At 66.1% G+C, this 24,349-nt stretch carries 17 protein-coding genes; 13 read left to right on the top strand and 4 right to left on the bottom strand.

Going from position 1 to position 24,349, the window contains the following annotated elements:
* The first annotated feature begins 81 nt into the window (after positions 1-81).
* Complete coding sequence (locus tag KF715_20950) at positions 82-3,648, top strand: hypothetical protein (protein ID MBX3739169.1); 3,567 nt, start codon at positions 82-84, stop codon at positions 3,646-3,648.
* Here the strand turns inward: KF715_20950 and KF715_20955 are convergent.
* Entirely contained in the window at positions 3,645-4,001 is a 357-nt protein-coding gene (locus tag KF715_20955; protein MBX3739170.1) for a hypothetical protein, read from the bottom strand. The genes KF715_20950 and KF715_20955 overlap by 4 nt on opposite strands.
* A gap of 247 nt (positions 4,002-4,248) precedes the next feature.
* Here KF715_20955 and KF715_20960 point away from each other — a divergent pair, with 247 nt between their 5' ends.
* The 7 genes from KF715_20960 (at position 4,249) to KF715_20990 (ending at position 12,464) form a co-directional block, all read left to right on the top strand.
* Positions 4,249-6,354: an elongation factor G gene (locus KF715_20960; protein MBX3739171.1), complete on the top strand. Its 2,106-nt coding sequence runs from the start codon at positions 4,249-4,251 to the stop codon at positions 6,352-6,354.
* A 163-nt stretch (positions 6,355-6,517) separates the two neighbouring features.
* Positions 6,518-7,360, top strand: a complete 843-nt coding sequence (locus KF715_20965; protein MBX3739172.1) for an ABC transporter permease — start codon at positions 6,518-6,520, stop codon at positions 7,358-7,360.
* On the top strand, positions 7,357-8,379 hold the full coding sequence (locus KF715_20970) for a spermidine/putrescine ABC transporter substrate-binding protein (protein ID MBX3739173.1): 1,023 nt from the start codon (positions 7,357-7,359) through the stop codon (positions 8,377-8,379). Before KF715_20965 ends, KF715_20970 begins: the two co-directional genes overlap by 4 nt.
* Positions 8,380-8,484: 105 nt before the next feature.
* Positions 8,485-9,288 carry an ABC transporter permease gene (locus KF715_20975; protein ID MBX3739174.1) on the top strand — a complete coding sequence of 268 codons (804 nt, stop codon included), beginning with the start codon at positions 8,485-8,487 and terminating at the stop codon, positions 9,286-9,288.
* Positions 9,285-10,373 (top strand): ABC transporter ATP-binding protein, encoded by a 1,089-nt coding sequence (locus KF715_20980; protein MBX3739175.1) that lies wholly within the window; start codon positions 9,285-9,287, stop codon positions 10,371-10,373. Before KF715_20975 ends, KF715_20980 begins: the two co-directional genes overlap by 4 nt.
* A gap of 188 nt (positions 10,374-10,561) precedes the next feature.
* Complete coding sequence (locus tag KF715_20985; protein ID MBX3739176.1) at positions 10,562-11,566, top strand: AAA family ATPase; 1,005 nt, start codon at positions 10,562-10,564, stop codon at positions 11,564-11,566.
* Between the two features lie 253 nt (positions 11,567-11,819).
* Complete coding sequence (locus KF715_20990; protein MBX3739177.1) at positions 11,820-12,464, top strand: hypothetical protein; 645 nt, start codon at positions 11,820-11,822, stop codon at positions 12,462-12,464.
* On the opposite strand, the gene KF715_20995 is transcribed toward KF715_20990, so the two are convergent.
* Positions 12,452-12,955: a hypothetical protein gene (locus tag KF715_20995; protein ID MBX3739178.1), complete on the bottom strand. Its 504-nt coding sequence runs from the start codon at positions 12,953-12,955 to the stop codon at positions 12,452-12,454. The genes KF715_20990 and KF715_20995 overlap by 13 nt on opposite strands.
* A 113-nt stretch (positions 12,956-13,068) precedes the next feature.
* On the opposite strand from KF715_20995, the gene KF715_21000 reads away from it, so the two are divergent.
* The 3 genes from KF715_21000 (at position 13,069) to KF715_21010 (ending at position 18,833) form a co-directional block, all read left to right on the top strand.
* The gene (locus tag KF715_21000) at positions 13,069-16,545 is read left to right on the top strand and encodes an MFS transporter (GenBank protein ID MBX3739179.1); all 3,477 of its coding nucleotides are present in this window, start codon (positions 13,069-13,071) and stop codon (positions 16,543-16,545) included.
* A gap of 72 nt (positions 16,546-16,617) precedes the next feature.
* Positions 16,618-18,054, top strand: a complete 1,437-nt coding sequence (locus KF715_21005) for an FAD-binding protein (GenBank protein ID MBX3739180.1) — start codon at positions 16,618-16,620, stop codon at positions 18,052-18,054.
* Positions 18,055-18,203: 149 nt separating this feature from the next.
* A complete protein-coding gene (locus tag KF715_21010) occupies positions 18,204-18,833 on the top strand; it encodes a LysE family transporter (GenBank protein ID MBX3739181.1) in 630 nt (209 codons plus the stop codon).
* A gap of 9 nt (positions 18,834-18,842) precedes the next feature.
* On the opposite strand, the gene KF715_21015 is transcribed toward KF715_21010, so the two are convergent.
* The gene (locus KF715_21015) at positions 18,843-19,361 is read right to left on the bottom strand and encodes a hypothetical protein (protein ID MBX3739182.1); all 519 of its coding nucleotides are present in this window, start codon (positions 19,359-19,361) and stop codon (positions 18,843-18,845) included.
* A gap of 101 nt (positions 19,362-19,462) precedes the next feature.
* Positions 19,463-20,659 carry a tRNA 2-thiouridine(34) synthase MnmA gene (gene mnmA, locus KF715_21020; protein MBX3739183.1) on the bottom strand — a complete coding sequence of 399 codons (1,197 nt, stop codon included), beginning with the start codon at positions 20,657-20,659 and terminating at the stop codon, positions 19,463-19,465.
* Positions 20,660-20,798: 139 nt separating this feature from the next.
* Here mnmA and KF715_21025 point away from each other — a divergent pair, with 139 nt between their 5' ends.
* A complete protein-coding gene (locus KF715_21025; GenBank protein MBX3739184.1) occupies positions 20,799-21,728 on the top strand; it encodes an alkaline phosphatase family protein in 930 nt (309 codons plus the stop codon).
* A gap of 3 nt (positions 21,729-21,731) precedes the next feature.
* Complete coding sequence (locus KF715_21030; protein MBX3739185.1) at positions 21,732-24,185, top strand: glycoside hydrolase family 1; 2,454 nt, start codon at positions 21,732-21,734, stop codon at positions 24,183-24,185.
* Positions 24,186-24,349 lie beyond the last annotated feature (164 nt).

Raw genomic sequence — 24,349 nt, forward strand, 5'->3', positions numbered from 1 at the left:
GCGGTCCCACCGCCGCGGCTCTTTTTTCGTCAAAATCCTTCGCAACTTCCTGCCACTTAGATTGTCGTAACGGCTGGCTCCATGAAGCTGGTTCGCCCGCTCCTCCTCACTCTCGCAATCCTGTTCGCGCTGGTGGCGCTCGCCATCGGCGTCGCCCTCGTGCCGGCCGTGCAACAGTGGGCCGTGCGCCGTGCGCTGGCGGGGCACCCGGAACTGAAACTCGACTTCGCCTCGTTGTCGGCCGGCCCGTCCCGCGCCCGGTTGAGCGGCGTCCGTTTCGAGCAGCAGGGCCTCGTCGTCGCAGTCGAGAACGTTGAGGCCGACTTCTCCGCCTGGCAGTTCCTGCTGCACAAACACGTGCAGGTCGATCGCCTCGTCGCGACCGGCATCGCGGTCGACGCCACGCAGCTCGCTCCCGCCCGCGCCTCGCAAGCCGTCGGCGCGTCCGCCGGCGCACCCGTCGTTGCCCCCGGCGCGCTCGGTCGCATCCAGTTGCCTTACACGCTCCAGGTCGGCGAGGTGCAGATCGCCGGCCGCGCCACTCTCGCCGGCGGACCGGGCCGTGCGCCGCTGACCGTCGATTTCCAACTCAACGGCGGCGGCATCGCACCCGCGCAGGAAGGATCGCTCCTCCTCAAGGCGAAGATCGTCGACGCCACGCCCGCCGCGACCGTGACGGCCCTGCGCGTCGACGGTCGCCTCGCGGTGCGCGAGACGGTCGACCGCTCCTTCGATCGCGCCAGCCTCATGCTCGCGCTCGATGCCGAGGGGCCGCAATTTTCCGACGGCCACCAGCTCAAGCTCACCGCCGGCATGGAATCTGCCGCTGGCCAGGAAAACCTGACCCTCGCGCTCGACACCCAGCAGGCCGGCAAGTCCGCCAACGTGCTCAAGATCGCCTCGTCGCTCCCGACCGGCAAACTCGAGGGCGCCGGCTCTTGGGAACTGCACGCCACGACGGCGCAAATCGAGGCCTTTTTCCTTGGCCGCCCCCTGCCGAAATTCGCGACGAACGGCAGCGGACGCTTCACGTTCAACGCCCCCGCGCACGCCGCCACGCTGCAAGGCGAACTCGATGGCAACGTCGCCGCCCTCGAAACCCTCGATCCCACGCTGCGCGCCGTCGGTGCCGTCCGTTTCCAAACCGCATTCGATCTCGCCGCCGACCGCGATGCCGCCCGCCTGAACCGACTCCAGCTCAAGCTCGACGGCGAACAGCCCGTGCTCGCCCTCGAGACCACGCGCCCCATCGCCCTGAGCCTCGGCCAGACCGCACCGCAGATCGCCGCGCCGGGCTCCGGGCCGCTCGCGAAGCTGACGGTGCAACAGCTGCCGCTCGCCTGGGTGCGTCCCTTCGTCACCGGCCTCGACGTGTCCGGCGGCTTTGTGCGCGGCGAGTGGACCTTGGAAGGGCAGGGCAGCGAAATGCAATTGCGCCCGACCTCGCCCCTGCAAATCGACTCGCTGACCGTGGTGCAGGGCGGACGCCGCCTGGTCGATCGCGCCGCGATCTCCGTGCAGACTTCCGCCTCGGTCGCGCCGACACGGGTGACCGCCGCGATGCGCGAACTCTCCCTGCGCACGCCGGCGGGCGATTCCATCTCCGGCGAAGCCGAAGTCGAAATGCCGGCCGACGCGACGAGCGCGCTCACGGTGCGCGGCAAGTTCGCCGCCGATTTGCCGCGCCTGCTCGAGACTTTCGCGCCGGTCGGTCACGTGAAATTGCAGGGCGACATCGACGCGACGCTGAGCCCGCAACAGGCGGAGGTTCGCAGCTTTCACGCCGCGCTCGCCGACGGTGCCGATCGCCAACTCCTCTCTGCGGTGTCCGTGCAGCCGAGCACGCTCGACCTCAAAACCCTGCAACTGCGCGCGGCCGGCGCCGGTGCGGCCGAAGTGGCACGGCTGAAAATCGGCGCGATGGATTTCGCCGCGCTGCCGTTCGTGCAGGCCGTCCTTCCGTTGCGCGGCCAGTTGCTCGCGAGCGAATTCAAGGTTTCCGTCGATGCCGGTCGCGTTGCCGTGCTGCCGCTCGCGCCGGTGCAGTTGCGCGAGCTCACCGTGTTGGGCGAAACCAAGCAGCCGCGCGTCGACCGGGTCTCGATCGCGACGTCGCCTTCGCTCGAATTTGCCGGCCTGGGCGAATGGAAAATCGCGACCGGCGAAACGACTCTGTCCAACCGCGACAAAGCCGTCTGGCTCACGACCGCCGCCGAAGTGAAGGCTACCGAACAGGACGGCATCCGCTCGACGCTCACCTTCAACGCCGATCTGGCCGCCTTGGCCGCGCAGCCCGCGTTCGCGGCGGCGCGAGTGCTGGCGACCGGTCGCGCGAGCGGCGAAATCCGCGGCGCGCTCGCCGGGAAAGCCGTGCAGGTCGAAGGCCGCACTACGTTGAACAATCTCACGCTCCGCGACGGCGACCAGCCGCTGCCGGTCGCGAATCTCAATTTCCGCGCCGCACGCTCGCCGGACGGACGCCTCTCGTTCGAGGCCCCCGTGCTGCTCGACCGCCTCGGCCAGCGCTCCGACATCAAGCTCACTGTCGAGGCCGTGCGCCGGTCCGACGGAGTGCTCTTCGAGGCCAAGGTCGCCGGCGAACATCTCGATCTCGCGGATCTCGTCGCGCTCGCCGCCTTGGCCGGCGCGCCGGTGCAGGCCGCGGCCGCGCCCGAGTCACGGCCCGTCGCGGCGGTCGCCGCGCGCCCCGTCGAGCCCGACGCGCGCCCCTTCTGGCGCGGCGTGCGCGGCGAACTGACGCTCGACGTGAAGTCCATCACGCGCGGCAAGGACTGGGCGATGACGGGCCTAAGCGGCTTCGTCGTCCTCGATGAGCAGCGCGCGGCCGTGCAGCAGCTACAGGGGCTCATCAACGAAAAGAGCCGCCTCGGCGCGCGCGCCGATCTGCGCTTCAGCGGCGGTGCGACGCCGTATCGCCTGACCGGCAATTTCTCCCTCACCGATTTCGACGCCGGTGCCGCATTAAAGGCTTTTGACCCGGGCAAGCCGCCGACGCTCGAGGCCATCGTGACGGTCGCCGGCGGTTTCAGCGGCGACGGCGCGAATCTCGACCAGACGATCGACCGCACGCGCGGACAGTTTCAGCTCACGAGCCGCCAGGGCATTTTCCGCGGTTTGAAGCGCACGAGCGAAAAAGTCTCTGTTGCCACGAAGGCAGTCGATGCCGTCGCGGCGCTCGGCTCGCTTTTCGGCGGCGACAAGATGAAGGGCGTCGCCGAGAAAGTCGCCGGCCAGTCCTATCAGGTCGACCAGCTCGCGCAGTCGCTCGGCGAAATCCAGTTCGACCAGCTCTCGATCCGCGCCACGCGCGACGACGCGCTGAATCTGCGCCTCGACGAGCTCGCGCTGCTTTCGCCCGAGGTGCGCCTGATCGGCAAGGGCAGCGTGACGCATGTCGCCGGCAAACCGCTCCTCGATCAGCCGCTTTCGGTGAGCTACTCGCTCGCCGCCCGCGGCAAAGTCGAACAGCTGCTCGGCAAGATGCGCGTGCTCGACGGCACGAAGGACGATCTCGGCTATTCGAAGATGAAGGACATCGGCACGATCGGCGGCACGCTGAGCAAACCTGACCCGAGCCAGTTCTTCCTCAAGCTCGCACAGTCGAAGCTGTCGGACTTTCTGAATTAGACCTGCGGTGACACCACAAAGAGGCGAACCAGCAGTTCTCCGAAAAGGAGAAAGACGACGATCGCCGAGAGCGGAACGTATTCCCACTTGAAGGACGATTTCCGTTTCAGCGAGTAGTCGCTGATGGTGTTTTCGGTCGCCTCTTTGGTGTCGATTCGCGCGAACAGCCACATCAGCGCCGCGGCGAGCGCGCCGTAGATGACGAAGTTGATCAGCCCCGCCACCAAGCTGCCCGTGGCGAGAAATCCGAGACCGCCTTTGATGACGCCGTAGATTGCCGCGGCGAGGTAGCGGTTCATCTTCTTTTTGCCGGCGCCGAAGATCAGGAAGACGAGGGCGAAGTTGAGGAGCATGAATGGAGCTTAGGGACAGGAGCGGTGCGTTATTCATCCGCAGCGCATGCGATGGGCCCGCGCCGGTTCAACGCGAGGCGCCACGGACACGCAATGCCGAACTGCCCGGTAAATCGGCGCGCACGTCCCGGCAATTTGTGCGGCGGGTTGCCGCTTTACCCGCGGCCCATTCGGAGTAGGGTGCAGCTCCCCAAACCCAACGGCGCGACCCGCCCGGGTCGGCCTCAAAAAAAGGAGACCCAACTCTATGAATGGCACTCGTCCTGGAGACATCAGGAACTTCGCCATCGTGGGGCATGCTACAGCCGGCAAGACGACTCTTGCCGAAGCCATGCTGCTCTGCGGCGGTGCGATTCAACGGCTCGGCAGCGTGGCGGCAGGCACCACGGTGTCCGACTACCATGTGGGCGAACAACAGCGGCACATCTCGATTCACGGCACGCCGCTCAACTGCGAATGGCAGGGGCGGCGTTTCAATTTCATCGACACGCCCGGCTACCTCGACTTCGCCGGCGAGGCGATCCATGCGCTGCACGTTTCCGATTTCGCGCTCCTCGTCGTGAACGCTGGCACCGGCGTCGGCGTCGGTGCGGACCTCATGTGGGATTACGCCGGCCAGTTCGGCATCCCGCGCGTCATCGTCGTCAACGGCTTCGATAAGGAGAAATACGATTTCGACACGATCCTGAGCGAAATCCGCGAACACTTCGGCCAGGGCGTGTTTCCGATGCAGGTGCCGATCGATGCCGGCCCGGGCTTCCATCAGGTCCTCGATGTCCTGCGCAGCGAAGTCTGCAGCTATGCCGCCGACAAATCCGGCAAATACACCGAAGAGCCCGCCGCCGGCGTGTGGAAGGAGAAGGTCGATGCCCTGCACAAGGAACTCATCGAGCACATCGCCGAGAGCGACGACACGCTCCTCGAGAAATTCTTCAATGACGGCGGCCTCTCGGAAGAGATGCTGCGCAACGGCATCCATCCCGCGATCCAGAAACAGGTTTTCATCCCGCTGCTCGTCACGTCCGCCGAGACCAATGTCGGCGTCGCGCGCCTGATGGACTTCATCGCGAAATACGGCTCCTCGCCCGACGACCGCCAGACGGTCGGCGCCGTCGCGACCAACACCGGCTCGCCCTGCCTCGTGCGCCTCGATGGCGCGGAGCCTGTCGCATACGTCTTCAAGACCCTCACCGACCCGCAGAGCGGCGACCTGTCGATCTTCCGCGTCTACTCCGGCACGATCACGCACGGCCAGGACCTGCACAACAGCGAGCGCCGCATCGGCGAACGCATCGGGCAGCTCTACCGGCTCAACGGCAAGAACCGCACGCCGGTCGATGCCTTGCATGCCGGCGACATCGGCGCCGCGGTGAAACTGAAGGACACGCACACCGGCAACACGCTGTGCGATCTCCGTCACGCCGTCGCGCTGCCCAAGGTGACCTATCCGACGCCTTACACCCAGGCCGCGTTGAAGCTCAACTCGCCGGGCGACGAGGAGAAACTAGCCGCCGGCCTCGCCGCGCTGCACGAGGAGGATCGCGCGTTCGAGTATCACACCGATCCCGAACTCCATCAGTTCATCATCTCCGCGCAGGGTGAATTGCACCTCGAGGTGCTCTTCGAGCGCCTGAAACGCCGCTACAAGGTCGATGTTTCCCTCGAGCCGCCGAAGATCCGTTACCGCGAAACCATCCGCGGCAAGGGCGAGGCGCGCTACCGCCACAAGAAGCAGACCGGCGGTGCCGGCCAATTCGCCGAAGTCTGGCTCCGCATCGAGCCGGGCGAGCGCGACAGCGGCATCGCCTTCGAGGAGTCGCTCGTCGGCCAGGATGTCGATCGCGTCTTCGTTCCCTCCGTGGAAAAAGGCCTGAAGACCGCGGCGAACGAGGGTGTCCATGCGGGTTACCGCGTGACCGACGTGAAGATCGACTTCTACGGCGGCAAGATGCACCCGGTCGACTCGAAGGACATCGCCTTCCAGATCGCGGGCTACTTCGCGTTCCGCGAGGCGTTCGCCCAAGCGAAGCCGGTGCTGCTCGAGCCGATCCACGAGCTGGAAATCAAGGTCCCCGAGGAATTCGTCGGCCGCGTGGTCGGTGATCTCTCCGGACGCCGTGGTCGCATCCTCGGCATGGATGTCGCCGGCCGCCTTCAGATCGTGAAGGCCACGGTTCCCGCCGCGCAGCTGTATCACTACGGCACCGTGCTGCGTTCGCTCACCGGCGGCCGCGGCATGCACGCGGAGAAATTCAGCCACTACGAGGAAATGCCGTCCGATCAGGAGAAGAAGCACGTCGAGGAATACCAGAAGGCGCGCGCCGCCGGTAATTCCGCGCACGCGCACCATTGATCGCCCGCCATACCGGAAAAAACCTGAAACCGAGGGCCATCGCGCGTGCGATGGCCCTTTTTGCTTTCGAATCGCCGCGCCCGGTTTTCCCCCTTGTCGCTCGGCGATCTGCAACTCGCCTGTTGCAACACGACGCCACGGCGTCCCACACTGCGCCTCAAACATGGCGGCAGCGAAGCCCACCCGTTCTTCTTTCACCGGCCTGCGGGCGATGGAGTGGTTCCTGCGCGGATGGACCGCGCTGGTGTTCGCGTTTCTCTACGTGCCGATCCTCGTGCTCGTCGCCTATTCGTTCAACGCGTCGCGCCTGAACGTCGTCTGGACGGGCTTCAGCTTCCGTTGGTTCGGGCAACTCTTCGCCAACGCCCCGCTCATGCGCGCGGCCTACAACAGCCTCGTCATCGCGGCCGCGACGACCGTGCTCTCCGTCGTGCTCGGCACGCTGGGCGCGTGGCTGCTGCACCGCTACCGCTACCGCGGCGCGCGCGCTGTGCAGACGCTGTTCACCATTCCGATGGTCGTGCCGGAGGTGCTGATGGGCATTAGCCTCCTCATCCTGTTCGCCGCCGTGGATCTGTCGCTCGGTTTCACGACCGTCATCATCGCGCATGTGACGTTTTGCTTTCCCTTCGTGCTGGTGGCGGTGCAATCGCGCCTGCACGACCTCGATCCGGCGCTGGAAGAGGCCGCGCTCGATCTCGGCGCGACGCCGCTGCAGGCGTTCTGGCTCGTGATCCTGCCGAGCTTGCGCCCGGCGATCATCGCCGGCGCGTTGATGGCGTTCACGCTCTCGCTCGACGAGCTGATCGTGACCTTCTTCACCACCAGCGCGTCTTCCGCGACCTTGCCCGTGCGCGTCTTCGGCATGGCCAAGGTCGGCCTCAATCCGATGCTGAACGCGCTCTCGGCACTGTTCGTGCTCGTCACGATTACAGTCGTGGTATTTTCGCACTATTTGCGCCGCCTGGGCCGCGGCTCTTCGGCCCCTTCCACCCAACTCTCATGAAACTGATCCGCAGCGCACTCGTCCTCGGCGCGGCCTCCGCCGCCGCGCTCTTTGCCTCCGCCAAGGAGGAACTCAACCTCTTCGGCTGGTCCGAATACGTCCCGCAGGAGGTCATCGACGGCTTCACGAAGGAGACGGGCATCGCCGTGAACTTCGAGACCTACGCCTCCAACGAGGAAATGCTCGCCAAGCTCGTCGCCGGCGGCGCCGCCTACGATCTCATCCAGCCCTCCGACTACACCGCGGAAGTGCTGATCCGCCAGAAACTCCTCGCGCCGATCGACGCCGACCTCGTCCCGAACCGCAAGAACCTCGCGCCGGACTTCATCGGCCGCGCCCACGACCCGAAGAATCAGTTCACCGTGCCCTACATGGCCGGCACCGTCGGCATCGTCGTGAACACCGAGGTCGTGAAGGACGACATCAAAGGCTACAAGGATGTCTTCCAGCCGAAGTTCAAGGACCGCATCGTCGTCCTCAACGACAACCGCGAGATCGTCAGTTGGGCGCTCAACACGCTCGGTCTTCCCGTGAACAAGATCGACGCTGCCGCCCTCGACAAGGCCCGCCCCGTCGTCGCCGAGTGGGTGAAGCTCATCAAGCTCTACGACTCCGACAGCCCGAAGACCGCGCTGCTCAACGGCGACGTCGACCTCGGCGTCGTCTGGAGCGGCGAGGCCGCGATTCTCTGGAAGGAGAACAAGAAATTCAAATACGTGCTGCCCGCTGAGGGCGCGCACCAATGGCTCGACGTCCTCGCCATTCCCGCCACCGCGCCGCACAAGGCCGCCGCGCACAAGTTCATCGACTACATCCTTCGCCCCGAAGTCTCGAAGCTCATCTCGGAAAAATTCCCCTACACGAACCCGAACGCCGCCGCGCGCAAACTGCTCAGCGCCGACGAACTCGCCAACTACGCCAGCTACCCGAGCGGCGCGCTGAAGCTCGAATCCTTCCGCGACATCGGCAAGACCGCCGGCGACATCGATCGCCTCGTCACCGACCTTAAGAGCCGGTAACTCACCGCTCCCGCCGCCTCGCACTTGGCCTTTCTGCCCGCCGCATCTTCCGCCCCGTCGAGCCAGCGCCGCCCCGGCTGGCTCGCGTGGCTGTTGCTCTCTCCGATGCTGGTGTGGCTGGCGGCGTTCGTGGTGGTGCCGACCGCGATCCTGGTCGTCTATAGTTTCTGCGAGCGCGACGAACTCGGGCGCATCGTGTTCTCGTTCACGTGGGAAAACTACCACCGCGTCGCCGAGCCGGTGTATATGCGCGTGTTCGTGCGTTCGATCGGCTACGCGGCCCTCACGACCGCGATCTGCGCCGTGGTTGGTTTTCCCGTGGCGTGGACGATCGCACGCGCGCGCGAGGCATGGCGGCAACGGCTGATCCTCCTCGTGATGATCCCGTTCTGGACGAGCTTCCTCGTGCGCACCTACGCGTGGATCACGATCCTGAAGCAGGAAGGTTTGCTCAACGGCCTGCTGCGCCTCCTGCCGTTCGGGCTCGGGCCGCTCGACTTGCTCTACACGCCGACCGCCGTCGTCATCGGCCTCGCCTACGCCTACCTGCCTTTCATGATCCTGCCGATCTACACCAGCGCCGAAAAACTGCCCGGCGATCTCATCGAGGCCGCGCACGACCTCGGCGCCGGCCCGCTCCGGGTGTTTTCCCAAGTCATCATTCCGCTCACCGCGCCGGGCATCGCGGCCGGCACGCTGCTCGTGTTCGTGCCGGCGATCGGCATGTTCGCCATCACCGACCTGATGGGCGGCGCCAAAACCCCGCTCATCGGCAACGTCATCCAAAACCAGTTCACGCAGGCGCGCGACTGGCCCTTCGGTGCGGCGCTCGGTGTCGTGTTCATGCTCCTCTTCGCGCTCGCCTACTGGGTGCTGCAACGCGACCACACCAAGGAGGCCGCGTCATGAGCGCCAGCGTCGAGCTGCGGGGCGTGACCAAGCGCTTCGGCGCCGTCACGGTCGTCAACCAGGTCGATTTGCGCGTCGAGTCCGGCGAGTTTCTCACGCTGCTCGGGCCGTCGGGTTGCGGCAAGACGACCATGTTGCGCATGATCGCCGGCTTCGAGACGCCCGATGACGGCGCCGTGCTCATCGACGGCGCGGACGTCACGACGTTGCCGCCGTATCGGCGGCCAGTGAATCAGGTTTTCCAGAGCTATGCGCTCTTCCCGCACCTCACCGTGGCGGAGAACATCGCCTTCGGTCTGCGCATGGAGCGCAAGCCGGCCGACGAGATCGCACGCCGCGTCGCGGAAGCGATCGACCTCGTGGACCTCGACGGCCTCGGCGATCGCAAGCCCCACCAACTCTCCGGCGGTCAGCGCCAGCGCGTCGCCCTTGCGCGCGCCATCGCCCCGCAACCGAAGGTGCTGCTGCTCGACGAACCGCTCTCCGCCCTCGACGCCAAGCTCCGCCGCGCGATGCAGCTCGAGTTGAAGCGCCTGCAACGCCAGCTCGGCATGACGTTCATTTTCGTGACCCACGACCAGGAGGAGGCGCTCACGCTCAGCGACCGCGTCGTCGTCGTGAAAGGCGGACGCATCGAGCAGATTGGCCCGGTTGTCGACGTCTATCATCATCCCTCCTCGGCCTTCGTCGCGGATTTCCTCGGGCAATCCAACCTCCTCGAAGCCGCGATCACCGGCCGCGATCTGCTCGGCGCCGTCACGTCCGCGCGCCTCGGGTGCGGCCTCGAACTACAGCTCGCCGCTCCAGGCGTGCCGGCGAGCGCGACCAAGTTGCTCGTCTCGATCCGCCCCGAGAAGGTCGCGGTTTCGAAGTCGCGCCCCGACGCCGCCAACACGTTCGCCGCGCTCGTCGACGAGGAAGTTTTCCAAGGTCCGACCGACTACCTCGAACTCCACCTCGACGGCGGCCTCGAGCTGAACGCGCTTCTCGCCAACGAAAGCGCGCTCAACGACTCGATCTGCCGCGGCGACCGCGTCTGGGTCGCCCTGCACGCGAGCGACCTCGTGGTCGTGCACGCCGAGTAGAGTGGGGCGCGGACTCCGTTCCGCGTCGAGCGTTGCCGGTTCATCTGCGTGCTCCGTAGGCAGCGAGCTTGCTCGCGCCTCGCCAGTAACGGTTCACGCGCGAGGCCGGGACGTGCCAGCACGCGACCCACGGTCGTGCCTTCGCACTCCGCACTGGCGAAAGCTCATCGCTCGGCTACTCTCCGGACGTGATCGCCTCGGTCCATTTCAAGAACTTCAAGGCGCTGCGCTCCGCGACCGTGAAGCTGGAGCCGTTCAATCTCGTCATCGGTCCCAACGGTTCGGGCAAGACGAGCCTCATCCAGGCGCTGCTCCGCCTGCGCACGCTCGCCGCACTGCCCGCCGCGCACACGCACGAGCTGAAGAACCCGCGCGTCGGCGGACCGGAGATCGAGTTCCGCTTTCTCCCGCCGTTCGACGGCCTGCGCGTCGTCTCCGCCTGCGCGCAGGACGAACTCGTGTGCGACACCCTCGTCGTGCATCACCCGCCCGGTGATCCCGGCGAGGAGCTGTGGACGCGACTCCGCGCGCGCCTGCTCACCATGCGCGGATTCCTCTTCGACCACTACGCGATGGCCGTGCCGGCCAAACGCGACGAGGGCCGCGAACTCGCCTCCAACGCCGGCAACCTCGCCGCCGTGCTCGCCGACTGGCGTCAGCACACGCCCGAGACGCTCGAGCAGCTCGAAGCGGAATTCCACCGCATCGTGCCCGAGTTCAAGGGCCTCGAGTTCCGCCACCCCGATGCCGCCAGCGTCGAGTTGCTCGCGCGCGTGAACGGCGACGCCGTGCCCGCCGACTCGCTCTCGCAAGGCACGCTCTACCTGCTCGCGGTCCTCGCGCTCGCCTTCGCGCCCGAGCCGCCGGCCGTCGTTTGCCTCGAGGAAGCCGATCGCGGCGTCCATCCCCGCATGCTCCGCGAAATCCGTGACGCGCTCTACCGGCTGAGTTACCCGCGCGATTGCGGCGTGACGCGCGCGCCGGTGCAGGTGATCACCACGACGCATTCGCCCTACCTGCTCGATCTTTTCAAAGACCACCCCGACGAGGTGGTGCTCGCCAACAAACACGGCCGCTCCGCGACCTTCGAGCGGCTTTCGGCCCGCGCGGACCTACGCGAGCTGCTCAGCGAGTCGAACCTCGGCGACCTCTGGTATAGCGGCATCCTCGGCGGCACGCCGGACGAGGCATGAGAGACTCGAGCGAGATGGCCCACGGAACACACCGAAAACACGGAATGATTCCAAACGAGCCGTATTGCTCCGAGCTCCGTGTGTTTCGTGGCTTTTTCGCGTTCGGGACTGTAGGGCCGTCGCAGCGTCGCACGCTCTTCGCGGCTCGGCGACGAGCATCGGCCCTGCGCCGCAGCACCGAACGAGTGCGTGATGCCCGACGGGGCTTTTCCGTGTATTCCGTGTGTTCCGTGGGCGATTCCTTTGCCGCCGCATGAAACTCGCGATCCTCAGCGAATCCCCCGCGGACGAGGCCGCGCTGAGAATCCTCGTCGGCTATGCGCTCGCGGAGCCCTTCGCCCTCGTGACACCGTCGTTGCGCGCGCGCGGCTGGCCGTCGGTGGAGCAAGTGCTGCCGCCGATCCTCCGCCATCTCCATTTCAACACCGATGCGCTCGGGCTCGTCGTGGTCTGCGACTCGGACGACTCACCCGTGCACACGCCGGAGCATGAGGCGCCCGGTTACCACCATCCGCTCTGCCGCATCTGCCGGCTGCGTGCCGCGTTTCGGCGCACAATGAAGAATCTTCCGCCCGCGCACGGCCGGCGTTCGCCCCTGCGCGCGATCGGCGTCGCGGTGCCCGCCATCGAGGCGTGGCTGCTGTGCGGTCGCGACGACGAGGTGACCGAAGCAGCCTGGATTGCGGGGCAGGAGAGCGGTGTGCCGCCGTTCTCGCGCCGCGACCTGAAGGCGCGCGTCTACGGGACGACGCGTCCGTCGCTGCCGTGGGAAATCCAACGCGCGACGGAGGAAGTTTCCCGCCATCGCGGCGACCTGCGCCGCCTCGAGAACGATTTTCCCCACGGCTTCGGCGCGCTCGCGCGGGATTTGCGCGGGTGGAAGGATCAGCGGGCCTGAGCGCCGGTCGACGCAGCCCGGCGCTTCGCGTCGAGGTGGCAGAGCAGCATGCCCGCGAGCGAAAACACGGCCCACGCCCCCGCGACGTGCCGCCACGGCGCGAGCGGTGGCGCTCCTTCGAGCGGCAACTGTCCGTGCACCCAAACGACCGCCAGGGTTTCCGCCCCGCCTTCCAACACGCGCGCCAGGGGACGCAGATCAGGATGGCGGACGAAGCCGTGGATGAACGAACCGGCGACGAGCGCGAACACGCCTGTTGCCGGGATCGCCAGCCAGATGGCCACGGGTTCCCTCCGCCCGGCGGCGTAGCACGCGGCCGCCGTGGCTCCGAGCGACAGCGCCAAAAGCGCCGCGGAAAACGGCGCGACAAAGAACGCAGCGAGCAACCCGGCGGGCAGAGCCAGTCCGAACCACTCGAGGTTCGTTATGCGGCGCGCAGCGGGGCGATCGATCATCGCCCGTGAGCGTGGCCCGGCGCGGCCGGTGCGCAAGCGTTGGCCGAGGGATGGAAACGCTCGCGCGCCGGTCCGCTCTGGCGGAGCTTCCCGGCGAGCGCAGGCTTGCCCGCGGCGTGCGCAACCGTTCAGCTTCCCGGGTCCCCAGCATGAAATCACCCCGCGTTTCGCTTGCCGTCCTGATGGGCGCGCAGGCTCAGGTCACCTTCAACGATTGTGCGGCGAAGATGATGCTGATCTCGCTTTCGCAGCAGCTCGCGCGCACCGCCGGCTGGGATGCGAAGCTGACCACGGCGCTGATCAGCGGTTTGTTGGTGGCGCCTTACGTGCTTTTCGGGCCGGTATGCGGGTGGTTGTCGGATCGCTTTCCGAAGCGCGACGTCTTCAACGCCGCGCTCATCCTGCAAATCGGCGTGGTCGCGTTGCTGATCGCGTCGTGTTGGGCGCACTCGCTCGCGGCGGCGTTGGGTTGTTTCTTCCTGCTCTCGGTGCAGACCGCGATTCTCGCGCCGGCGAAGCGGGGCATCATTCTCGAATACGCGGGAGCGGAAAAACTTTCCCGTTGGGTCGGTATTGCCGAGATGACCAATGTCACCGCGATCCTCGTCGGTCTGTGGGCGGGCGGCGCGCTCTTCAGTCACTGGCTCGTGGCCACGGGGGCGGAATGGACGGCGGCGTTGAACGTCTCGATCCTGCTCGCCGTGCTCTCGGTCGCGGCGTGGTCCGCGTTTCAGTTTGCCGCGCCGACGCCCGCGCAATCGCAGGAACCGTATGCGCGATCGCTCTGGTTCCGGCATTTCCGCGATGTCGCCGAAGTGTGGCGCGAGAAGCCGCTGTGGCGGTCGACGCTGGGCATCTGTTTTTTCTACGGTGTTGGCGGCTACGTCGCATTGCTCGTGCCGCAAGTGGCGCTGGAGCATCAGGCCGGCGGTCCGCAGACCGGCGCGGTGCAGGGACTCATGATGCTGATGGTCGGCGTGGGAACGATGACTGGCAACCTGCTCGCGGGATTGTTCTCGCGGCGCGGCATCGAGATGGGACTCGCCCCGATCGGCGGCGTGTTGCTCGCGGGCTGTCTGGCGGCGTTGAGCATTTCGCAGCCGCCGGCTTCGTTTGCCCTGAGCGGCCGTGAATTCTGGCTCAGCCCCTACATCACGCTGCTCATCGGCGCCGGCTACGCGTCGGGGTTGTTTCTGGTGCCGCTCTACGCGTTCATCCAGAAGAGCGCGGGAGATCACCGCCGCGGCCGCGTGCTGGCGGGCGTGAGCCTGCTGGATAGCGCGGTCGGCTTGCTGGCCTCGGGCGTCTATTGGGTGCTGGCGACGGACGGCATGCTGCGGCTCTCGACGCGGGCGCAGTTCCTCGTGCTCGCGGTGCTGACGGCGCTGATGACGCTCTACGCGCTGTATCACCTGCCGCACCAGACGGTGTGCACGGTGATGCGATTCTTCGGTCCGTTCTTCTATCGGGTGAAGGCGCGCGGCCGCGAGAACCTGCCGACGAACGGTGCTCTCATCGTCTGCAACCACCTGAGCTACGTCGACGCCGTGGTGTTGCAGATCGCCTCGCCGCGGCCGATCCGCTTCGTGGCGTTCGCCGGCCTCGCGAAGAGCCGCGTCGTGCGTTACCTGTTCCGTGCGGCGGGAGTCATTCCCGTGGCGCCGGACAAGCCGATGAAGGGCATCCGCCTCGCCGTCGATGCGATCAAGGACGGGGAGCTCGTCTGCGTCTTTCCCGAGGGCGCGATCTCGCGCACCGGTCAGCTCATGCAGTTGAAGCGCGGCTTCGAGACCATCGCGCGTCAGGCGCACGCGCCGGTGGTGCCGGCGGTGATCGACGGACTTTGGGGCTCGGTCTATTCCTTCGCGGGCAACAAATACCTCTGGAAGTCGCCGCGCCTGAAGCCGACACACGTCTGTGTGATCTTCGGGCAGCCCATCGGCCCGGATCAGCTTTCCGCGGGCGCCGCGCGCCGCGCGCTGCTCGACCTCGGCGAACAGGCGTTCCAGGAACGCCCGTCGCTCAAACGCCACCTGGCGCGCGAGTGCGTGCGCGCACTCGCGAAGCGCCCGAATCACGTCGAGGTCGTCGATCGCACCGCCGAGCGCCGCCCGGTGAAGGCCGCGCAATTGCTCGCCGTGGCCGCGGCGCTCTCACGCCATATCCGGAAGAACGTGCCGGAAAAACGCGTCGGCATCGTGCTGCCGCCGGGCGCGGGCGCGCACATCGCGAACCTCGCCGTCGCCTGCGCCGGCAAGACGCCGGTGAATCTGAACTTCACCGTCGGCCGCGCCGCGGTCGAGGCCGCGCTGCGCATCGGCGAGATCAAGACAGTCATCAGCGCCGACGCAATGCGGGCGAAGATTCCCAATTTCCCGTTCCCCGAGGACACCTGGGATTTCAAGAAGACGGTCGAGGCGATGGGCGGCAAGAAGGCGATCCTGCCGTGGCTCGTCGCGGCCTACGTGCTGCCCAACCAGTGGATCGCCGACCTGCTCGGGTTGCCGCGTTACGGCGATCAGGAAGAGGCCGGCCTGTTGTTCACCAGCGGCAGCGCAGGCGAGCCGAAGGGCGTCGTGCTCACGCACCGCAACATCCTCTCGAACTGCGCGCAGATCTCCTCGCTCTCGATTTTGCCCAACACCGCGACGCTGATCGGCTGCCTGCCGATCTTCCACTCGTTCGGCTTTACCGTGACGGTGTGGTATCCGATCCTGCGCGGCTGCCGCGTCGTCACGCTGCCGAGTCCGCTCGAGACGCGGAAGATTGTCGAGGCGATCCGCGACGAGAAGGCGACGGTATTGGTGGGCGCGCCAACGTTTGTCCGGCCGCTGCTCAAGAAGGCGACCAAGGAGGAACTCGCATCGCTCGACCTCGTCGTCACCGGCGCGGAGAAGCTCCCGATGGATCTCTACGAGGCGTTCCTCGCGCAATTCGACATCGAGGTGCTCCAGGGTTACGGGCTCACGGAAACCACGCCGGTCGCGAGCGTGAACCAGCATCACCCGCCGGTCACCACGTCGACTGCCGAGCATCAGAACGGCAAACGCGCGGGCTCGGTCGGACGCCTGCTGCCGGGCATGACGGCGCGCATCGTCGACCCCGACACCGGCGTCGAGCTGCCGATGGAGTCGACGGGCATGCTCTGGCTGAAGGGCCCGAACGTTTTCCCGGGTTATTTGAAGGATCCGGAAAAAACCGTAGGCGCCATTCGCCCCGGGCGGTGGTTTGTCACGGGCGACCTCGGCCGCATGGACGACGATGGGTTCGTCTACATCGAGGGCCGCCTCTCGCGCTTCTCCAAAATCGGCGGTGAGATGGTGCCGCACGGCACGGTCGAGGCACGCATCGCGGAGCTTTTTGGTTGGGACCAGAACGAGGGTCCGACGGCCGTCGTCACCGGCATCCCCGACATCACGAAGGGCGAGGCGCTCGTGTTGCTGACGACGATGGACGTCTCGGCCGAGGAAGTGCGCGCCAAGCTCCTCGAGGCAGGCCTGCCGAATCTCTGGGTGCCGCGCATTATCCGACGCGTGGACAAGATCCCGATGCTCGGCACGGGCAAGACCGACCTGAAGGGCTGCCGCACGCTCGCCATCGAGCTGGCGAAGGGCGAGACGGGCTGACCGGCACAGCAGCCCGCGTGACGGTGCGAGCGCTTGCGCGGACGCGGCCATGCGCGTATCACTTCGCCCCTCATGAAGGAGAAATACGCCGCCGCCACCCGTCTGTTGAAGCGCCGTCTTGGTGCACGGGTCGATGTCTCGGAAAAGGGCCGCTTCGCGGCGTCGTTCGATAGCAGCAAGGTCTCGTTTCTGCCCGCCGCCGTCATCAAGCCGCGCGCCGAGAAGGAAATCGGCGTCGTGCTCGAACTGGCCAACCAGCATCGCGTGCCCGTGACCGTGCGCGGTCGCGGCACGACGCTCATGGGCTCCGCGGCGCCCGTGCGCGGCGGCTGGGTCGTGGACATGCTGGCGCTGAACAAGATCACGGTCGACGCCGACGCCGGTCTCGCCACCACCCAGGCGGGCGCGACGACGCAGGCGATTCAGGAAGCGGCGGCGAAACTCGGCTGGTTTTTCCCGCTCGATCCGTCTTCGAAGGCGTATTGCACGATCGGCGGCAACATCGCTTGCAACGCCGGCGGCATGCACGGCGGCAAATACGGCGTGACGCGCGACTTCGTCGTGGCGCTGCGCGGGTTCCTGCCGACGGGCGAGTTCGTGGAGTGGGGCACCGCGACGAAGAAGTTTTCCGCGGGCTTCAACCTGCGCGACCTCTGGATCGGCAGCGAAGGCATGCTCGGCATCGTCACCGGTGCCGTGCTGAAACTGCTGCCGCAACCCGCCGCGCGCTGGACGCTGCTCACGTCGTTCGCCGACGAAGTCTCCGCGCTGAAGTCCGCCAAGGCGCTCTTCCGCCAGCGCGTGATGCCGGCGATCTGCGAGTTTCTCGACCGCGAGAGCGTCGTGTGCGCGGAGCGTGCGATGAAGACGACGATTTTCCCGGGCCAGGCCGGCCGTCCGGTGATCCTGCTGGAATTCGCCGGCGGCGCGGCGGAGATCGAGGATGTGAAGGCGACGGTGCTCGCGTGGGCGCAGGAGCACTCGCTGGGTTTCCGCGAAGCAAAGAGCCGCGAGGAGGCGGAACAGCTTTGGGCCGTGCGCCGCAAGTGCTCGGGCGCGATGTTCGAGCTCGGCGATTCGAAGTTGAACGAGGACATCGTCGTCCCGATGCGCAGCTACGAGAAGTTTGCGCGCTTCCTCGCGCAGCTGAAACGCCGCTCGCGGCTGGCGATTCCAACCTTCGGCCACCTTGCCGACGGCAACCTGCACGTGAACATCATGTATCACCGCGCCGATGCCGCTGAGGCGAAGCGCGCGGAGGACGCGGTGCAGACGTTGATGGAAACGGTAGTTGCGCTCGGCGGCGCGATCTCCGGTGAGCACGGCATCGGACTCGCGAAGACGCCGTTCCTGCGCATCCAGCACTCGCCCGCGCAGGTGAAGGCGATGCAGGCGGTGAAGCGCGCGCTCGACCCGCGCGGCATCTGCAATCCGGGGAAAATGTTCGAGCCCGTGCGCATCTGGAAATTCCAGAAGCTGGCCGTCTCGTTCCCGTGGGATCACAAGTGAGCGCTGGCCTGAACGAGTGTATTCAGGTGGGCGCCGACGTCCCCGGCGGCGCCGGTCTTGCGGCATTGGTCCCGCCTCGTGGGTTCGTCCAAGTCGCCGCCGGGACGTCGGCGACCACCTCACGCCGGCTGCACCGGGAATATTGAGCGATGAACTACTGGCCTGAATTCCTGACGATCGTCGTGGCGCACGCGCTCGCGGTGGCTAGTCCCGGGCCGGACTTCGCGCTCGTGCTGCGCCAGAGCCTCGCGCACGGCCGGCGCGTCGCGGTGTGGGCGAGCATCGGCATCGGTTGCGGCATCGGTTTCCACGTTGGCTACTGCTCGCTCGGACTTGGCCTGCTGCTGCGCGACTCGTCCGTGGCGTTGAGCGTCGCGAAATATCTCGGTGCCGCCTACCTCGCGTGGGTCGGCGTGCAGGCGCTGCGCGCGTCGCCGCGCGAAGGCGACCTTGATCTCGCCGAAGGCAACGCGGCGCCGACGAATGGTGCGGCGTGGACGCAGGGCTTCATCGTCAACGTGCTCAACCCGAAGGCCGCGCTTTTCTTCATCGCGCTCTACGCCCTGCGCGTCAGTCCGACCACGCCTTCGCTGCTCAAGTTCGGCTACGGCGCGTGGCTGATGCTGGCGACGATGGCGTGGTTTTGCCTCGTGTCGATGTTGTTCACGCAGACGGAAATCCGCCGCCGCTTCCTCCGCCACGGCCACTGGATCGACCGCGCGCTCGGCGTGGTATTTCTGGCCTTCGCCGCGGCGTTGGTGTTGGCGAAGCTGGGGTGACGTTTGCGGTCAGCCGCGAGGGGCTTTGCTCGGAGTTGGTTGTCCGGATTGGTTGGGCGTTTCTTGGATTGTCTGATAGCGCTTGAAGAACTCGGAAGGGTCGACCGAAGAGAACCCAAGCATGTCCTCGTAGAGGATCTTCTCGCGAGTGTCCGGGTTCACTATCTCCGCGATGATGAAGTCCCAATCGCCTCCGACATAGCTCACCTTGGCGTCCTTCACAGTGATCACCGTGCCAGCGGGAATGCTGGCAACGATGGTCGCTGCAGGATCACCAGAGATATTTGTGAGCTTGTAAGGCACCACGTCGTAATTGTGCCTCTTCATCTTGCATAGCTTCAAATCGTAGCGGGTTGCGAACTGCTTTCCGATGAGGTCACGATACTTGTGAGAGCGATCTTCAATTGAGGCACATCCCACGAATAGTGTCCCGATCACCAACGAGAACAAGAGTGCCGTCGCCTTTATCGTGCTTCTCCGAGCATTCATATGGTGCCGCTGTCGAAAAGTGCACCAGTCTTGGGACAAGGGTGCGAGAAGTATTCGCGGGTCACTGTTACTAACTAACCCCGCTGTTTTCGGGTGTGGCTTTTGCCGCTGGGGTGCGCGGAGTAAATCGTCGGACTGCATCACACGAACACTCCGCCACCCAGCAATTCCTCGCCGCGGTAGAGCGCGAGGATTTGGCCGGAGGCGAGGGCGCGTTGCGGGGTGGGGAAGCGGAGCGTGGCGGAGGTGGGCGCCGACGTCCCGGCGGCGCCTGAAACTCGCGCCGCGGGGGCACGTTCTGTCGTCGCCGGGGACGGCGACGACCACCTGGTCGGATCGTCGGTCGCGTTGAAATCCGGAATGAATTCTACCGGCACGCGCGGGTCGCGGTAACGCACGCGACATTTGAGCATCGTGGGCTCGGTGATCGGCTCGCCGATGAAGCTCAGGCTGTGCACGCGGCACTCGTTCGTCCACAGGCCCGGCGCCTCGGGGCCGTCGAAGGCGACGAGCAGCGCGTGGTCGCTCGCGCGTTTGCCGACGACGACGTAGGCTTGGTTGTCAGTGTTTGACGGAATGCCGATGCCCTTGCGTTGGCCGATGGTGAAGTAGTGCAGCCCGCGATGTTCGCCGAGGACGCGTCCGTCGATCGCGCGGACGATCGGGCCGGGTTGCTCGGGCACGTAGGCGCGGAGGAAATCCGCCATCTTCACTTCGCCGATGAAGCAGATGCCCTGGCTGTCCTTCTTCGTCGCGGTCGGGAGGCCGGCGCGCGCGGCGAGCGCGCGCAGCTCGGGCTTAGGCAAGTCGCCGATGGGAAAACGCGCAAAGGCGAGCTGCTCCTGGTTGAGCAGGGCGAGGAAGTAGGACTGGTCCTTGTTCTTGTCCGCGCCTTCGAGCAGGTGGAATCGCTGAGAGCTGAGCGCTGACAGCTGATCGCTCTCCACGCGGCGTGCGTAGTGGCCCGTTGCCAACCCCGCGAAACCCTCGGCGCGCGCGTAGGCGGCGAAGACGCCGAACTTCACGCGGCTGTTGCACATCACGTCGGGATTCGGCGTCAGGCCGCGTTGGTAGCCGTCGAGCAGGTAGTCGACGACGAGGCGGCGGTAATCCTGCATGAGGTTCACAACGCGAAACTCCAGCCCGAGCCGGTCGCACACCGCGCGCGCGTCGTCGATGTCCTGCATCCACGGGCAATGGCCGATGACGTTGTCCTCGTTGATCCAGTTCTTCATGTAGGCGCACACGACGTCGTGCCCCTGCTCTTGGAGGAGCAGGGCGGCGACGGAGCTGTCGACTCCGCCGGAGAGGGCGACGAGGAGGCGTTCGCGGGCCATGTTTCCGCCAAGGGAATCCACGTTCCGTCCGGACGGAATCCCAAACTTCGGCGGGGTTGTTTTCTGGCGACGCGCAATCGTCACCCATCGCCGCTTCCCTGCGCTCGACAGGGCGGGCGGCGAGTCTAGCGTGGGCGGGATGAAACGACTTCTGTGGCTGTTGGTGATGGGCGCCGCGGTTCTGCTCGCGCGCGCGGAGGAGGCGAAGGAAAAACCCACGCGGCCGATCCCGGCCATCGAACGCGTGCTGATCATCAGCATCGATGGCCTCCGTCCGGACCGCCTGTTGCTCGCCAATACGCCCGTGATCCACGGCATGATCAAGAATGGGGCCTTCACGATGTGGGCGCAGACGACCGCGGTCTCGATCACTTTGCCGTCGCACACGAGCATGCTCACGGGCGTTGTGCCGCGAAAGCACGGCATCGAGTGGAACGAGGACCTGCCGCTCCTGCATCCGATTTATCCGAAGGTGCCGACAGTCTTCGAACTTGCGCACAAGTGGAACTACACTACGGCGCTCATCAGCGGTAAGTCGAAGTTCCACACCCTCGCGAAGCCGGGCACGATCACCTACATGTGGATTCCCGAGGGCAGGGATATCGAGGACGACGCGCCGGTCGCCGACGAGGCGGTGAAGATCATCAAGGAGCACAAGCCCGAGCTGACCTTCGTGCATTTTCCGGCCAACGACAAACGCGGCCACAAATACGGCTGGGGCTCCGCCGAGCAGATGGTCGCGATCGAGCAAGCCGACGCGTGCGTCGGTCGCGTGCTCGCCGCGCTCGACGAAGCCGGTGTGCGCGAGCACACGCTGATCATCCTCTCCGCCGATCACGGTGGCGCGGGCCTGACGCACGGACCGGAAGATCCGCGCAGCCGCAACATTCCGTGGATCGCGAACGGCCCGACGATCAAAAAGGGCTTCGACCTCACGCAATCCATCGAGCTCATGGTGCGCACCGAGGATACCTGCGCGACGGCATGTTACGTGCTCGGGCTCGGCCAATTCCCTTACTTTGATGGCAAGCCCGTGCTCTACGCCTTCGACAATCCGCCGAAGCCCTGACGTTTGAATCAGCCCGAACATCGCATCCTCCGCGCGTGGCTCACATCCGCGACGAGCGGCATCATCGAGCTCGACGCGGATTGGACCGCGGAGCTGTTGCCGCTGCTGGCACCGGGCGAGAAGGCCTTCCAGCTCGCCTCGCTCGTGCCGGCCGCGCCGGAGGTCTACGCCGAGGAAGCGGGCTACTTCGTCGATGAGGCGGGGCAACTGGTCTTCGTCCTCGATCCGGCGGAACACGCCGGCATCGATTTCGAGCGCACCTCGCTCTACGTCGGCGGCGACTTCAACGGCTGGGGCGAGGCGATCGGCCGCCCCGAATGGCAGCTGAAGAAAAGCACGCTGCTCGGTCGTGATTTGTGGACGCTCGCGCTGCCGGCCGGCGATTTGCTGCGCGAGCCACCGTTGCGCTTCAAGTTCGTCACCGGTGACGCGCGCTGGCTCGCGCTTTCGCCGGATGCGACGAATTCGTCGCGCGACGACGAGGGGCATGTCAATCGGTTGCTCCTCGCGCATCGCACGGGGCGGAATCTGTTCGCGTTCACCACGAACGCGCCGCTCGAGCCGAGCCGCGCGTATTCGGTCGTGCACCTGCGCGATGGCCAGCAGTCGCCGAAGATCCGGCTGCGGCTCGGGAAATTCTTCCACGCGCTGGAGAGCGATCTGCCGCTCGGTGCGCTAGTGCGCAAAAACGAGACGACGTTCCGGCTCTTCGCCCCGCGCGCGAAGGCGGTGAAGGTGTCCGTAACCGAACAACTCGAAGCGCCCGTGGGGCCGCACGTCTACGATCTCGACAAGCGGCTCGAGGACGGCGAGTGGCGCGGCGTCTGGGAAGCGCGTCTCGATCAGAATCTGCACGGCTGGTTCTATTGGTATAATGTCAGCGGCCCGCAGAATGTTTTCGGCAATTTTCATCCGAACCAGCGCATCCTTGATCCTTACGCGCTGGCGGCGCTCGGGCGTGACGGTCCGGGCATTGTGCTCGATCGAGCGTGGATAGGGCAGGGCGATCGAGGCTTCCGCACGCCGGCATGGCAGGACCTCGTCGTCGCCGAGGCGCACGTGCGCGATCTCGCAGCTAACGCTCCAGTTGAAATCACCGCCGAGGAACGGCGCGGTTTCGCGGGCTTGAGGAAATGGGTCGAGAGCCCTGAGTTTTACCTGAAGCGCCTTGGCGTGAACGCGGTCGAGCTGCAGCCGGTGCAGGAACACGACAACGCGACGCCCGACGAATACCAGTGGGGCTACATGACCACGAACTGGTTTGCGCCCGCCAGCGCCTACGGCACCGCACCCGTCCGCGCGACGCAGGTGAAGGAATTCCAGGAGCTCGTCGCGGCCTTTCACCGGCAGGGCATGGCGGTGATCCTCGATGTCGTCTACAATCACGCCGGCGAGCCGGCGCACCTGATGTTCATCGACAAGCTCTACCACTTCGAGCTCGGCGACGACGGCGCGCTCTCGAATTGGAGCGGCGTCGGCAACGACCTGCGCTGCCGCTCCGCGATGACGAAGCGGCTGATCATCGACAGCCTCGTGCACCTCATCGAGGCCTACGGCGTGGACGGTTTTCGCTTCGACCTCGCCGAGCTGATCGGTGTCGGCGTGCTCACCGAGATCGAAGTCGCGCTGAAAAAGGTGAAGCCCGATGTCATCCTGTTCGCCGAGCCGTGGAGCTTCCGCGGGCACATCGCCGATGCGCTGCGGCCGACGGGCTTCGCTTCGTGGAACGACGGCTACCGGAATTTCCTCCGCGACTACGTCCACGCGAACGGCGCGGCGGACAAGCTGGAGTATTACCTCAAGGGCTCGCCGTGGCATTTCGCGTATTGGCCGGCGCAGACGGTGAACTACACGGAGTCGCACGACGACCGCACGTGGCTCGATGAGATCACGGAGAACGGCGACAAAAACGGTCTCCGCCCCACGCTGAACGACGTGCGTCGCACCCACCTGATGGCCGCGATCCTCTTCGCGTCGGTCGGCATTCCGATGGTCGCGGCGGGGCAGGATTTCCTGCGCTCGAAGCATGGCGTGAACAACACCTACCTGCGCGGCGACTTGAACGCGCTCGATTACCGACGTCTGCGGCGGCACGCCGGCACGCACGCGTATTTCGCGGAGTGGATCGCGTTCCGCCGTTCGCATGCGGGACGCCACCTGCGACTCTGGACGCGGCCGAGCGAGGGATTTTTCCAGGCTTTCGCCGGGCCCGACGGCAAGTCGCTCGCGCTGATCTACAACGCCGACGGCAGCGCCGGCGCGCAAAAACTCCTCCTCGCCGTCAATCCACAGCAGGAGGACGTCACGATCCCGATCGGCGACAGTGTGGCGCGCGAGTGGCGGCTCGTGGCCGACCAGGCGCGGTTCTACGACCGCCGCACCGCGCCGCCGGCCGCGGTCGCCGCGGAGTTGTTCGTGCCTGCGTTGGGCTGCGGGCTTTGGTGCACGGGCGAGTGATCCGCGCCCGACGACAGGATGCGTGTGCAGCGTAATTTCGCCAGCCCGGCGATTATGTCACTGCAAACGCACTAATGCCGCGCGCTGTGCCGGTATCTCACTTGCCAAAGCAAGCGGGCATTAGTTGATTTGGTTTCCTTAACGTTCTTCAACCCATCCCTCTT

The sequence above is a fragment of the Candidatus Didemnitutus sp. genome, assembly GCA_019634575.1.
GTDB lineage: Bacteria > Verrucomicrobiota > Verrucomicrobiia > Opitutales > Opitutaceae > Didemnitutus.